Raw genomic sequence first — 12,551 nt, forward strand, 5'->3', positions numbered from 1 at the left:
CCTCCAGCTGAGGGATCACTCTGTGAGGGCGCATTGCGCGAGGTTCCGGCACGACCCACGACCGACACGGCGGCCCGTCCGCCCGGAGCCGACCCGTCCGTGACCGCCCTCGTCGACGCGGCCCGCTCCGGCGACGCCGACGCGCGGGCCGCCCTGTTCGGCGAGTATCTGCCGTTGGTCTACAACATCGTCGGACGCGGTCTGCACGGGCATGCGGACGTCGACGACGTCGTGCAGGAGACCATGCTGCGCGCCATGCGGGCCCTGCCCGAACTGCGCGATCCCGAGCGGTTCCGGTCCTGGATCGTGGCCATCGCGATCCGGCAGATGCACGACCACAGACGCCGGAACAAGGCGGCACTGGCCCGCCACACGCACGTGGCCGACGCGGCCGAAGTCTCTCCTCGACCGGGACCTCGTCGTGGAAGCGGTGGATCTGGTAGAGGTCGATGTAGTCGGTGCCCAGGCCGCCTGGCAGTTCGCCAAGCTCCAGCACGCCGCCGACCTCGGCGGCTGGACCCGCTTCGTGTCCATGCAGAACCAGTACAACCTCCTGCGCCGCCAGGACGAGCCCGAACTCATGGCCATGTGCGGCGACATGGGCGTGGGACTCGTGCCCTACTCCCCGAACGGCAAGGGACGCCTGGCCCGTCCCGTCGGCGAACAGAGCACCCGCTCCTCCACCGACCACGTCGTACAGGCCTTCGGCAGCGAGTACGACGTGCCGGTCATCAATGCCGTGCGGAAGGTGGCGGAGGCGCGGGGCGTCCCCATGGCCCAGATCGCCCTCGCCTGGGTGCTGCGCAACCCGCTCGTCTCCGCGCCCATCGTCGGCGCCACCAAGCCGCACCATCTCCAACAGGCCGTGGACGCCCTCGCGTTGAGGCTCTCGGGCGAGGAAGCGGCAGCGCTCCAGGAGCCGTACACCAACGCCGGGCCCTCCTGGTTCTGAACACCGGACCACGGATCCGCGGCCCAACTCCCGCACAGCAGAAAGGCGTTCAGCAACCCCTGCGGTACCGCACCCTCGGCAACTCCGGCCTCGCCGTCTCGAAGCTGGCGTTCGGCACGATGAACTTCGGCACCGAGAACACCGAGGAGGAGTCGTTCGCGCTGCTCGACGCCTTCATCGAGGGCCTGCCCCCGACCCCCGAGCAACGCGCCAAGGGCGAGCAGCGCGTGGTTCAGGCGGGCCGTGACTACGTCGCCGGGTCTACCGCGATGGTCCCGATCAACCCCTCCTGGGACAACCGCCTCCTCGACCACCTCGCCCACGGCGAGCTCGCGGAGTTCGACTCCTGGACCGTCGAGGCCATGGCCAAGGAGGGCGGCGGCTCCGCCCACGAGGTCCGCACCTGGATCGCCGCGTGCGCCTCCCTGGCGGCCACCGGGCCGTACGAGATGACGTCCCGTTTCTACGAGGCGATCCCCGCGTGGATCGCCGGGTTCGCGGTGACGACGGCGCGGGGACGGTGACGACGGCTACGGGACACGCAGCGGAAGCCGGACGATCGCCCCGGCCCGGGTGTTCGGATCAGCTCGTCTTGCGGCCCCAGCTCGGCCCCACCAGTTTCCACTCCGTGCCCCAGGAGTCGATACGCCGCTGGTCCAGCCGGTACCGTGCGACGGCCCCGGTGCCGAATGCCAGACCGGCGAAGGCGAGCGCGGCGATCAGGCCGAGGACGGTGGATTCGAGCGTCGCGTCGGTGCGGCTCGGGGGCTCGACGGTGAGATCGCCCGCGGAGTTCACCCAGACCACGACCTCGGCTCCGGCCTTCTTTCCCGTCTCCACCAGCGTGCTGCCCGTACGGCGGGTGCCGTCGGCGGTCGTCCAGCGGACCTCCGCCTTGATCAGGTCCCGGGCTCCGTCGACCGTCGCGCCGGTGGACGCGGTGTCCGTGATGAGTACCGCGTGTACCGAGTGCCGCTCGGTGCGCTGCGCGGAGAACACCTCGTCGGCGGCGTGGAACGTCACCAGGCCACAGAGCGCGCCGCCCACCAGGACCACCGCCCACATCACCAGGACGATCCAGGCCGCGACGATGTCGTCGTGCCGGCGCAACGGGTTGCTCCGCAACCGCCACAGCCGCTTCTTCAGACGCCTGTTCCCGCCCATGAGTCCGCACCTCCTCGTCTTGGTCTCTTATACGAAGGTGCCGGTCCGGAATGCGGGGTGGCATGGGCCGAACAGGGACTGCCGGGTTACCCCATCGGCACCTCGACCCGGGGCCCGGACGGGCCGTTCAGCCCGCCGTGGCGGAGGCGCCGCCGGACTCCGGCCCGGCGGCCAGAGCGGTCGACAGCCGCGCGTGGATCTCGAAGGCATCACCGAGCTGGGCGTGACGCAGGATCCGCAGAAAACCCGTCCTTCCGGTGACGAGCCGGAGCCGTCCGCCCCGGGCGGCGCTCCGGTTCTGTGCCCGGCACAGGACGCCGAGACCGGCACAGTCGATGAACGACAGGGCGCGCAGGTCCAGTACGAGATCGGGGGAGGGGACCGCGGTCAGCGCATCCAGGCGCGCCGACAACGGCTGACCCGTGAGGAGGTCGATCTCGCCGTGCAGTGCCACGACGGTCGTCCCGGCGATCACACGTTCCGAGGAACGTAGAGCGGAGGCGGGGGTGTGGATCTCGGTCATGGTGCGAGCCAACCGGCCAAATGGTCCCGCGAGGAAGGGCCGACCGGCCCAAGCGAGGCGCGACGGACCCGGACACGCTGGGCAGACGGGGGCAGCCGACCGAGTGGGGAAGGAACGTCATGAAGGGCTACGTCTTCCATGGTCCGGGACAGTCCTCCTGGGACGACGTCCCGGATCCCGGTATCAAGGACGCCACCGACGTGATCGTGCGCGTCGACGCCGTCACCGTCTGCGGGACGGATCTGCACATCCTCAAGGGCGATGTGCCCGAGGTGCGGCCCGGCACGGTCCTGGGCCACGAGGCGGTCGGCGAGGTCGTGGAAGCGGGCTCCGGCGTGCGGACCGTACGGCCCGGGGACCGGGTCCTGGTCTCCTGCATCACCGCGTGCGGGCGCTGCGCCTACTGCCGCGGGGCCATGTACGGCCAGTGCCGCGGCGGCGGGGGCTGGATTCTCGGCCATCTCATCGACGGCACCCAGGCCGAGTACGTGCGCGTCCCGCACGCCGACCTCTCCGTCCACCCGCTGCCCGGCACGCTGGACGCCAGGGACGCCGTGCTGCTGGCGGACATCTTCCCCACCGGATACGAGGTGGGGGTGCTCAACGGACAGGTGCGCCCCGGCGACACGGTCGCCGTTGTGGGTGCCGGTCCGGTCGGACTGGCCGCGATCGCCACGGCGCGGCTGTTCTCGCCCGAGCGTGTCGTCGCCGTGGACCTGGCCGCCGCCCGGCTGGACGCGGCGAAGCGGTTCGGCGCCGACGTCGTCGTGGACGCCCGCGAGACCCCCGAGCAGCTGATCGCCGATCTCACCGACGGGATGGGAGCGGACGTCGTGATCGAGGCGGTGGGCGTGCCGGAGACCTTCGAGCTGTGCACGCGCATGGTGCGGCCCGGCGGTCGTGTCGCCAACGTCGGAGTCCACGGCAGGCCCGCGACCCTGCACCTCGAAGACCTGTGGATCAAGAACATCACCATCACCACCGGCCTGGTCGACACCCACTCCACCCCCACCCTGCTGAGGATGGCCGCCGCCGGACGGCTGCCCACCTCGCAACTGGTCACCCACACCTTCCCGCTGGAGCGCATGGAGGAGGCGTACGACGTCTTCGCCGACGCCGCCGACACCGGCGCCCTCAAGGTCGTCCTCGGCGGGACGCGGCACGAGGAAGTCGCCGTCCGCACAACAGGAGAAAAGGACGTGACGAGCCATGCCTGACCCGTTCCCGCTGAGCGTGACGGAGGGATCGCCCACGGGTGACCTCGGGCGCCGGATCACCGTACGGCGCACGGCACTTGACCTCTCTCGGGAGGAGACGGCCGACCGCGCGGGGGTGGCGGCGAGCTACCTCCAGTACCTGGAGGAGTTTCCCGGTGCCGCTCCGAACAGGAGCGTTCTGCTGAGGCTCGCCGCAGCCCTGGAAACCACCGCGACCGACCTCGCCGGGGGCAGTAGCGATCTCACACCTGGCCAGGGCCGGGCGGGCTCCGGGCCGACATTCACCGCGCTCACCGTCCAGGAGTGCCGTGAACTGCTGTCGACCCACGGGGTGGGCAGGGTCGCGGTGCCCACCGCCTCGGGACCCGTCATCGTGCCGGTCAACTACAGCGTGGTCGACGGCGCGATCGTGTACCGGACCGCTCCCGGTGCGATGCCGTCCCGGGCGGCGGGCCGCCAGGTGACCTTCGAGATCGACCGCATCGACGACGCGTTCGCCGAAGGCTGGAGCGTGCTGGCGCTCGGCCGGGCGCGGACCGTGACCGACGCCGACGACGTGCGGCGGCTGACGGAACACGCGTTCAGCACGCCGTGGGCCGGCGGCCCGCGCGAGGAGTGGGTCCGTATCGACGCGCTGAGCCTCACCGGACGTCGGATCACCACGCGCCGAGGGACCTTCTCCGAGGCGAGCGGGACTGACGACCCCTCACCCGCCGCTCCTGCACGGCGAAACATGGAGTGACACCCACTGACCCACGAACCCCCGCACAGGGCGAGAGACGGACTGGCTGATGTATTCCAACGACGGATTCCGCGAACTGGAACGACACGAGTGCCTGCGCCGGCTGGGGCAGGCCCCCGTCGGCCGCATCGTGCACACCCGCCAGGCCCTGCCCGCCGTGCTGCCCGTCAACTTCTGTCTGGACCACGACGGCGCGGTGCTGCTGCGCACCTCCGTGGCCTCGGAGCTCGTGCGCGCGATCGACGGCTCGGTCGTCGCCTTCGAGGCCGACGAGGTCGACGCCGTCGCGCACTCGGGCTGGAGCGTCGTCGTCACCGGGTCGGCCACCGTGGTGACCGACCCGGCCGAGCACGAACGCATGCTCCGAAACGGCCCGACCTCCTGGGTTCCCTCGTCCCAGGAGGTCTTCGTCCGAATCGAGCCCGAGCTCGTGACGGGCCGTGAACTCGTGGGCGGGCGCTCGATGTACGGGGTGAACCTCACCGGCGCAACGTGACGACGGCCTGAGCGATCCACCCAGTGCCGCTCGCAGCGGACTACACCGGGACCGTACGGCCCCTCAAGAAGGGGCCGTACGGCGTGTCAGCAGGTTCCTGCGGCCCCTGACCCGGCTCCTTCGCGCAGGACGAGCATCGTCGCCGGAGCCGTTGCACGCCTTGGCGGCCTCTTCCCGCCGAACGCGGCGAGTACGCAACAGCCAGAAGGGAAACGGGACATGACTATCCATCATGTGGTCGTCGGAGTGGACGGTTCGCTGATCTCCGTACGGGCGCTGGACCGCGCCGCGGACGAATCCGCGCGGCGCGGCGTCGAACTGACCGTGGTGTACGCCGTGCCCGACAGCGACGAGGCCGGACCGGTCCTGGCGTCCGCCCTCACGCGCGTCGGCGCACGTCACCCCGAGCTGACGGTGGTGACCAGGGACGCCGTCGGCGGCCCGGTGCGCACACTCGTGCGGGAGAGCGAGGGCGCTGACCTCACCGTCGTGGGAACCCGGGGCATGGGCGGCATCACCGGCCTGCTGTTCGGCTCGGTGAGCCTGCGGCTGGCCGCGCAGGTGCGCAGCCCGCTGCTCGTCGTCCGCGGCGACCATCCGTGCGACGACGGACGGCCCGTGCTGCTCGGCCTTGAGGGCGACAACGACCAGGACACCGCGCTCTACGCCTTCCAGGAGGCCGAGCGGCGCGGTGTCCCACTGCACGTCCTGCACTCATGGACCCACCGGCACGTCACCCCCGAACTGCCCTCCCTGGTCGCGGCCACGAGCCCGGGCCAGGAGCAACTCGCCCGGCAGGGAAGGGCGGAGGACTCCGTACCGCGCTTCGCCCTGTCCCGGCTGAGCGAGCGGCACCCCGGTGTCCGGGTCGAGAGCCGCACGGTCCGCAGCGGGCCGGCGCACGCCCTGCTGGAGGCCACGCGCGACTGCGCCGTCGTGGTCGTCGGCGCGCACCACCGCACCCACCGGTTCGGCCCGCGACTGGGCCCCGTGGCGCACACCCTGCTGCACCGCTCCCACTGCCCGGTGATCGTGGTGCCCACCGCCGACTGACCTTGCAGGCAGGGACGTTCGGCCCCTCGCTCCGGGCCTTGCAGCCCCTCCGCCGTCGCGGTCCGCCGCGAGACATTGAGGGCGCAACGAGAGTCCTCTGATCCAACGCGTCGTTCCCTCGAAAGGGATGAGCATCATGGCAGTCCACAACCAACCCCAATCCCACACGCGTTTCCACTTCCCCTCCCTGCACCGCACCGGGACGGCACAGGCCGCCACCGACACGACGGCGGAGACCACCACGGCGCGTGCCTACGCCTTCGCGTCCCTGCGTCTGCTGACCGGGTTCGTCTTCCTGTGGGCGTTCCTGGACAAGACGTTCGGCTTCGGTTACGCGACTCCCTCCGGGAAGGGCTGGATCGACGGTGGTTCGCCGACCAAGGGCTTCCTGAGCAGTGTGGCGGCGGGTCCGATGGAGTCGACGTTCCATGACTGGGCGGGGGCGGGCTGGGCGAACTGGCTGTTCATGCTCGGTCTGCTCGGCATCGGTGTCGCACTGATCTCCGGTGTCGCGCTGCGGCTGGCCGCGGTGGCGGGCACGGTGATGATGGCGCTGATGTGGATCGCGGAGTGGCCGCCGGCCAAGCACCTGTCGGACGGGTCGCTGAGCATGTCGTCGAACCCGTTCGCCGACTACCACCTGATCTACGCCGTCGTGATCATCGCCCTCGCGGCGGCCGGCGCCGGTGCCACCTGGGGCCTGGGCAGGATCTGGGCCAAGCTCCCCGTCGTCCGCGACCACAACTGGCTGAAGTAACAGCCAAAAGCACGTCGTGACCGGGGTACCGCCGCACAACAGCGGTGGTACCCCGGTCAGTTGCGTGAGGTCGGCCGAACCTCAGCAGGACCGGTCGGCGGGGACGAGCAGCAGCCCGGTCACCAGATCCGGGTGGATGCGCACCACGTAGTCCATCGTCTGCGGCACCCACGGCCGCAACAGCTTCTGGTACCGGGCCAGTTCGCCGGTGTCGGTCACCAAGTGGGCGTAGCCGGTGACCACCACGCTCCAGCCGAGGTGGGTGTCGGGGTCGATGTCGTCAGCCTCGTACGCGACGACGACCCCCGAACCGTCGGCCTGGAGGGCGCGCGAGGTCATGGCCGCGCCTTCGTGCGTCCCGATGACGATGACGCCGTCGTCGACGATGTGATTGACCGGGCGGATGGTCGGCAGCGCTTGCCGGGTGAAGGCGATCCTCCCCAGGGACACGCTGCCCAGCAGCCGCAGGGCCTCTTCCGTGGTCGTGGGCTGCCTCCGTACGGGTTCGTCACTCACTGCTTGGGGTCTCCGGCTGACGGCCCACCGGGGGCGTACAGCCGATGGACATGGTGGGCAGGGGCTCGATCAGCCAATGGAACGGCGCCGGGGCACGATCCGATAGGGCCGATCGGCCTCTCGCCGTCGGCCGACCGGCCCGTTGTCCTGAACCCCGGTGTGCGGACGGCGGGCGCCGTCGACGCGGAGGACGAGTCCCTCGGCCGCCCCGGCGACGTCCTACGGCCGCTCCGACACCGCGGCAGGGGTTACGGCGCGGGTTCCGGCTGGTCCTGCCGCGGGTCGTCGCCCGGGCCGCCGCGCCACGGAGGCGGGGTCGCGGACCGGCGGGCCGTGTCCGTGCGGTGTACGACGCGCTCCATGCGGTTGCGCAGCCGATCCTGCAGGCGGTCCGCGAGTTCGTGCGCGCTCGCCTCCCTGGCCTGGACGACCAGGAGGTCGCTCCCCACCCGGATCTCGGCCGTGGCCGACCACGGCTGCTCGACGTGATGCGCGGCGGCCCTGGCGATCCGCACCTCGCCGCCGCTGCCGACAAGCTCCGGCCGGTCGAACAGTACGGTCAGTTTGGCCCGGAGGTAGGCGACGGACTCGTCGTCGACCTCGCCCTCGGTCCGCACCTGCATGACGGTTGCCGTGGGGGCATGGCCGCCGGTGTCTCTTGGAGTCATCTGCTCCACTCCTCTGATCGTTTGCCAGCGACTCCAGACTGGCCCCGCCGTCGGGTCGGGCCCAGTGCCGACCGGCCCGTGACGGGGGCCAGGGGTCCTCTTCCGGAGCGGTCGGGGAGTGGTGTCACCGTTCGTCGGGTTCGGACGTCCCGGGGGCGACGCCCGCCGAGTCGGCGTCGTGGTCCAGCTGGAACACGCTCTCCCGCAGGGCCTGGATCACCCCGTCGAGCTCGGCCACTCCGCGCATGAGCCGCTCCCGCGCCGGGCCCTCCCCGATCATCGCGGCTGTGCTGTGCAGGTCCAGCCCGGTCTCGAAGACCTTCCGCACCACGCTCTCGCGGAGATCGGCGGCGATACGGTCCCGCTCCCTGGTCACGGAGAGCTCGCGGATCTTCGCCTGCAACTCCGCGTTGGCCACCAACGAGCCTTTGACACGGTCCCGCAGACCGTGAGCGGCCACCGCGATGAGCACGCTGAGCGCCGTCCAGAACACCACGCGCCTGGCCAGCACGTCACCAGGGGTCGACTGGGCGATGGACGACACCGCCTGGACGGTCACCACCGCCAGCACCACGCACGCCGACTCCCACTGACGGTGGAAGAGCGCCGACCAGATCAGCGGGACCAGCAGCCCGAGTCCCACGCCGGAGGCCACGCCCGAGGCCAGGATCAGTTCCAGGACGGAGCCGGCATAGAGCAGCGGCACCAGAACCGGGGTCCATGCCGGCAGCCGTCGCCACGGCAGAAGGAAGGCACCGGCGCACACCGGCAGAAGCGCGATGCTCGACCAGTACTCCGGCCAGGACTGCACGCCACCGTCCGGCACCAGGACACTGACCGTGGCCATCACGGCGACCAGCCCGAACGGAACGGCCCGCGACACCAAACCGGGCTGCTGGAACTGCCAACCGACGGTGTCGCCGTCGGTGTCGGTCAGTGCCCGCCAGGGATCGGTCTGAGATTCCACGGCACACTCCCCAGAGAGCCGGAACGCTCGAAGGACGTGCCCAGAGGCACATGCGACCGTGGGCATCATATCGACGTACACCCGCTTCCCACAGAAGCCGTCCACCGGTCCGGGCACCCGTTGACAGGGCTGTCCCAAAGGGATTGAGAACTGACCGGGATCCCCGGTAAGAGGGCACCACAGCGGCCTGATCCCGTGTCCCCGCGCGTCTCCGACCGATACCGTGGCATCAGACCAGACAGGTCGACCCGTGGTGTGGTGAGGCGATCTGGAGGATCACCGGTGGCAAGCCCTGAGGAGTCCCGGGAAGCCCGTATACGGCTGCCGCAGCTGAAGCTGGACGAGCTGCTCGAGGAGCTACAGGCACGGCTGGACGCGGCCCGCGGTACTCGCGACCGGGTGCACAGCCTGCTGGAGGCGGTGCTCTCCGTCGGCAGGGAACTGGACCTGGAGCAGGCCCTGCACAGCATCGTCGAGGCCGCCGCGGTACTCGTCGACGCCGAGTACGCGGCGCTCGGCGTGATCGCCCCGGACGGAAAAGCCCTGTCGGCCTTCCACACGGTCGGCGTCTCCGAGGATCAGATCGCCCGCATCGGCCCGTACCCGGAGGGCCACGGCATCCTCGGCGAGCTGATCCGCCATCCCGAGCCGCTGCGTCTCGCGAAGATCTCCGAGCACGCGGCCTCGTACGGCTTCCCGCCCAACCACCCGCCGATGAACACCTTCCTCGGCGTACCGATCCGGGTACGCGACCAGATCTTCGGCAACCTCTACCTCACCGAGAAGCGAGCCGGCGCGCAGTTCGACGACGAGGACGAGTCCGTCCTGTCCACCCTGGCCGTGGCGGCCGGTGTCGCGATCGACAACGCCCGCCTGTACGAGGAGTCCCGGCTGCGGGAACGCTGGCTGCGGGCGAACGCGGAGATCACCCACACCCTGATGTCCGGCGACGCCCGAACCAAGGTCCTTGCCCTGATCGCCGAACGGGCCGGCGAGATCACGGGCTCCGCCCTCGCTGCGGTCGCCCTGCCGATGGAGGACACCGAGACGCTCGCCGTGGAGATCGCCGTCGGCATGGACGCCGAGGCCCACCAGGGGCTCATCCTGCCCATGGACCGCAGCCTGATGGGCCTGGCCTTCTCCGGCGCCGCTCCCGTCACCAGCATGGACGCGAGCAATGACGGTCGTATCTCCTCGGAGCCACGGCGCTTCGAGGGACTCGGCCCCGCGGTGGCCGTGCCCATCGGCTCGGGCGAGGCCGGTGTGCGAGGCGTGGTCCTCCTGGCGCGAGAGGCCGGGCGGCAGCCCTTCTCGGTGACGGAGACCGAGACCCTCCAGGCCTTCGCCGCACAGGCGGCCGTCGCGATGGAACTGGCCGAGCGCCGACGGGACGCCGAGGAGGTCGCGGTGCTCCAGGACCGCGACCGCATCGCCCGTGACCTGCACGACCTGGCCATTCAACGGCTGTTCGCCACCGGCATGACCCTCCAGAGCGCGGGCCGCTTCATCGACCACACCGGGGCCGCGGAACGCGTGGCGCGGGCGGTGGACGACCTCGACGAGACCATCAAGATCATCAGGTCGACGATCTTCGGTCTGCGGGCGCGTGACGGTGGGGCCGGGACGGGCCTCCGGGCTCGCGTCGTGCGCGCGGTCGGCGAAGCCGCCCCGGTGCTCGGCTTCGCACCCAGCGTGCGGATGGAGGGCCTCATCGACACCGATGTGCCGCGGGAGACCGCCGACCAGGTGATCGCCGTACTGACCGAGGCGCTGACCAACGTCGCCCGCCACGCGCGGGCCGGCCGGGCCGACGTCGCCCTGGAGACCGACGGCCGCGAGGTGCGGCTGACGGTGACCGACAACGGCGTGGGCATTCCGCCCGAGGGCCGCCGCAGCGGCCTGCGCAATATGCGGGAGCGGGCCGAGAACCTCGGCGGAGACCTGGAGCTGAGCCGTCCGGAAGGCGGCGGCAGCACGCTGGTGTGGCGGGTTCCGGTGACGGGGGAGTAGGGAGCCCCCCACCGCGTCGGACGCGACGCGAACGGGCCGTGCGGGTCTGCGGCCGCACCCCTGCCGGGACCCGGGAGACCCTGGCACCAGGGCCGTTCGGCCTCTGCAGTTCGTCCCGCCGTAGGGCTGAGGTGGAAGTGACGGACCCGGAGAACGGCCCCTGGGATGTGCGATGGACGCTTCCACCACCTCGGCGAAAGCTCTGCGCGCGGCGCACGAACGCTTCGTGACGGTGCCTGGGACGGTGTCCCCCGTACGTGACCTGGTGGCCGCGTCGTGGCGGCGCTGCCGGCTGCACGGCGTCCGTCCCGACGGCAGCCAGCTGCCGCCCCTGCACATCGCGTCCCTGGAACTGGCCGCCTACCGGCGCACCCATCCGCTGGCCACGGTCGTTCCCCTGTTCCGCGAACTGCTCGGGGCAGGCGCCGCCGACGACGGGCACATCTTCGCCGTCGCCGACACCGACGGCACCCTGCTCTGGGTCGAGGGCGACTCCGCGACCGTCGAGCGGGGCGAGCGGATGCACTTCGCCGAGGGGGCCGTCTGGTCCGAGACCCGTGCCGGGACCAACGCGCCCGGCACCGCACTGGAGTTGGGCCGCCCCGTCCAGATCGTGACCGGCGAGCACTTCAGCTCTGCCGCACACGCCTGGTCGTGCGCCGCGGCCCCGATCCGCGATCCCGCCACCGGACGGGTCCTCGGCGTGGTCGACCTGTCCGGCGGCGGCACCATCGCCACACCCCCGGCCCTGGCCGCCGTACGGGGAGCGGCCCTCGCCGCCGAGGCACACCTCGCCCGGACGCCGAACACGTCGGTGGGAATGCCGGACCTGGTCGGACGCGGTGACGACGTACGGCTGCACGTGCTCGGCCGGGACAGCGCCTTGCTCGAATGCGGTGGACGGGTTCTGCGGCTGAGTCCGCGGCACAGCGAGATCGTGCTGGCCCTCGCTCTGGCCGCTCACGGGATGACGGGCGACCGGCTCGCCCTGGAACTGTCGGACCGCGAGGTACCGCCCTCGACGCTCCGGGCCGAGATGACCCGGCTGCGTACCGTCCTTGGTCCCGCCCTGCTCGGCTCCCGGCCGTACGCGTTGCTGCGCCCCGTGCGGACCGACCTCGGCGAGATCTCCGACCTCCTCGCCGAGGGGCGGGTGGCGCAGGCACTTGCCCACTACCCGGGGCCGTTGCTGCCGCGCTCCGACGCGCCGGTCGTGGTGGAGCAACGGCGTTGTCTGGAACAGCAGTTGCGCGGCGCCGTGCTCGGCAGCGGCGACCCCGCGCTGTTGCGTCGCTGGATCGCCGCGGACTGGGGTAACGACGACATCTCCGCATGGTCGGCGCTTGCTCACGCCCTGCCGTGCGGATCGCCCCAGCGCGCCGCGGCGGCGGCCCGCGCCCACGCGCTGGACGTCGACAGCGCTGTTCCGCCGCAGGTCGTACGGCATGCAGCGGTGTTGCAGCGTTCGCGTTCCTAGCGTGTTGAG

The 12,551-nt window shown here is 71.3% G+C and carries 14 protein-coding genes and 1 pseudogene; 10 read left to right on the plus strand and 5 right to left on the minus strand.

Annotated elements, in window-relative coordinates:
- Positions 1–99 precede the first annotated feature (99 nt).
- The 3 genes and pseudogenes from ACQHII_RS42045 to ACQHII_RS42055 all read left to right on the plus strand — a co-directional run.
- Positions 100–312: pseudogene (locus ACQHII_RS42045) on the plus strand (RNA polymerase sigma factor); the annotation flags it as partial.
- Between the two features lie 118 nt (positions 313–430).
- A complete protein-coding gene (locus ACQHII_RS42050; protein WP_427924176.1) occupies positions 431–952 on the plus strand; it encodes an aldo/keto reductase in 522 nt (173 codons plus the stop codon).
- 119 nt (positions 953–1,071) lie between these two features.
- Positions 1,072–1,476, plus strand: coding sequence for a hypothetical protein (locus ACQHII_RS42055; protein ID WP_427925528.1), 405 nt, complete (start codon positions 1,072–1,074; stop codon positions 1,474–1,476).
- 58 nt (positions 1,477–1,534) lie between these two features.
- On the opposite strand, the gene ACQHII_RS42060 is transcribed toward ACQHII_RS42055, so the two are convergent.
- Together ACQHII_RS42060 and ACQHII_RS42065 are read right to left on the minus strand one after the other, a co-directional pair.
- The gene (locus tag ACQHII_RS42060; RefSeq protein ID WP_427924177.1) at positions 1,535–2,116 is read right to left on the minus strand and encodes an Rv1733c family protein; all 582 of its coding nucleotides are present in this window, start codon (positions 2,114–2,116) and stop codon (positions 1,535–1,537) included.
- A 127-nt stretch (positions 2,117–2,243) separates the two neighbouring features.
- Entirely contained in the window at positions 2,244–2,639 is a 396-nt protein-coding gene (locus ACQHII_RS42065) for an STAS domain-containing protein (protein ID WP_427924178.1), read from the minus strand.
- 119 nt (positions 2,640–2,758) lie between these two features.
- Here ACQHII_RS42065 and ACQHII_RS42070 point away from each other — a divergent pair, with 119 nt between their 5' ends.
- From ACQHII_RS42070 to ACQHII_RS42090, 5 genes are all read left to right on the plus strand, one after another.
- The gene (locus ACQHII_RS42070) at positions 2,759–3,856 is read left to right on the plus strand and encodes a zinc-dependent alcohol dehydrogenase family protein (RefSeq protein ID WP_427924179.1); all 1,098 of its coding nucleotides are present in this window, start codon (positions 2,759–2,761) and stop codon (positions 3,854–3,856) included.
- Positions 3,849–4,598, plus strand: coding sequence for a helix-turn-helix domain-containing protein (locus ACQHII_RS42075; protein WP_427924180.1), 750 nt, complete (start codon positions 3,849–3,851; stop codon positions 4,596–4,598). Before ACQHII_RS42070 ends, ACQHII_RS42075 begins: the two co-directional genes overlap by 8 nt.
- A 49-nt stretch (positions 4,599–4,647) precedes the next feature.
- Positions 4,648–5,094 (plus strand): pyridoxamine 5'-phosphate oxidase family protein, encoded by a 447-nt coding sequence (locus ACQHII_RS42080; RefSeq protein WP_427924181.1) that lies wholly within the window; start codon positions 4,648–4,650, stop codon positions 5,092–5,094.
- A gap of 219 nt (positions 5,095–5,313) precedes the next feature.
- Positions 5,314–6,147 (plus strand): universal stress protein, encoded by an 834-nt coding sequence (locus tag ACQHII_RS42085; RefSeq protein ID WP_427924182.1) that lies wholly within the window; start codon positions 5,314–5,316, stop codon positions 6,145–6,147.
- A 136-nt stretch (positions 6,148–6,283) separates the two neighbouring features.
- Positions 6,284–6,904 (plus strand): hypothetical protein, encoded by a 621-nt coding sequence (locus ACQHII_RS42090; RefSeq protein WP_427924183.1) that lies wholly within the window; start codon positions 6,284–6,286, stop codon positions 6,902–6,904.
- Between the two features lie 81 nt (positions 6,905–6,985).
- Here the strand turns inward: ACQHII_RS42090 and ACQHII_RS42095 are convergent, their stop codons facing one another.
- The 3 genes from ACQHII_RS42095 to ACQHII_RS42105 all read right to left on the minus strand — a co-directional run bounded on the left by ACQHII_RS42095 (position 6,986) and on the right by ACQHII_RS42105 (position 9,055).
- On the minus strand, positions 6,986–7,420 hold the full coding sequence (locus ACQHII_RS42095; RefSeq protein ID WP_427924184.1) for a pyridoxamine 5'-phosphate oxidase family protein: 435 nt from the start codon (positions 7,418–7,420) through the stop codon (positions 6,986–6,988).
- Between the two features lie 248 nt (positions 7,421–7,668).
- Complete coding sequence (locus ACQHII_RS42100) at positions 7,669–8,088, minus strand: hypothetical protein (RefSeq protein ID WP_427924185.1); 420 nt, start codon at positions 8,086–8,088, stop codon at positions 7,669–7,671.
- Between the two features lie 124 nt (positions 8,089–8,212).
- Entirely contained in the window at positions 8,213–9,055 is an 843-nt protein-coding gene (locus ACQHII_RS42105; RefSeq protein WP_427924186.1) for a hypothetical protein, read from the minus strand.
- A gap of 282 nt (positions 9,056–9,337) precedes the next feature.
- Here ACQHII_RS42105 and ACQHII_RS42110 point away from each other — a divergent pair, with 282 nt between their 5' ends.
- A complete protein-coding gene (locus tag ACQHII_RS42110; RefSeq protein WP_427924187.1) occupies positions 9,338–11,065 on the plus strand; it encodes a GAF domain-containing protein in 1,728 nt (575 codons plus the stop codon).
- A gap of 172 nt (positions 11,066–11,237) precedes the next feature.
- Positions 11,238–12,542: a GAF domain-containing protein gene (locus tag ACQHII_RS42115; protein WP_427924188.1), complete on the plus strand. Its 1,305-nt coding sequence runs from the start codon at positions 11,238–11,240 to the stop codon at positions 12,540–12,542.
- The last annotated feature ends 9 nt before the right edge of the window (positions 12,543–12,551 follow it).

Origin of the sequence: Streptomyces sp. cg40, from assembly GCF_050320165.1 — a bacterium.
In the GTDB taxonomy this organism is placed as follows: domain Bacteria; phylum Actinomycetota; class Actinomycetes; order Streptomycetales; family Streptomycetaceae; genus Streptomyces; species Streptomyces hokutonensis.

Coding starts and splice junctions, on each gene's coding strand:
- ACQHII_RS42085 (WP_427924182.1), top strand. CDS start 5,314: ATGACTATCCATCATGTGGTCGTCGGAGTGGACGGTTCGCTGATCTCC.
- ACQHII_RS42100 (WP_427924185.1), bottom strand. CDS start 8,088: ATGACTCCAAGAGACACCGGCGGCCATGCCCCCACGGCAACCGTCATG.
- ACQHII_RS42075 (WP_427924180.1), top strand. CDS start 3,849: ATGCCTGACCCGTTCCCGCTGAGCGTGACGGAGGGATCGCCCACGGGT.
- ACQHII_RS42115 (WP_427924188.1), top strand. CDS start 11,238: ATGGACGCTTCCACCACCTCGGCGAAAGCTCTGCGCGCGGCGCACGAA.
- ACQHII_RS42060 (WP_427924177.1), bottom strand. CDS start 2,116: ATGGGCGGGAACAGGCGTCTGAAGAAGCGGCTGTGGCGGTTGCGGAGC.
- ACQHII_RS42055 (WP_427925528.1), top strand. CDS start 1,072: ATGAACTTCGGCACCGAGAACACCGAGGAGGAGTCGTTCGCGCTGCTC.
- ACQHII_RS42070 (WP_427924179.1), top strand. CDS start 2,759: ATGAAGGGCTACGTCTTCCATGGTCCGGGACAGTCCTCCTGGGACGAC.
- ACQHII_RS42080 (WP_427924181.1), top strand. CDS start 4,648: ATGTATTCCAACGACGGATTCCGCGAACTGGAACGACACGAGTGCCTG.
- ACQHII_RS42090 (WP_427924183.1), top strand. CDS start 6,284: ATGGCAGTCCACAACCAACCCCAATCCCACACGCGTTTCCACTTCCCC.
- ACQHII_RS42065 (WP_427924178.1), bottom strand. CDS start 2,639: ATGACCGAGATCCACACCCCCGCCTCCGCTCTACGTTCCTCGGAACGT.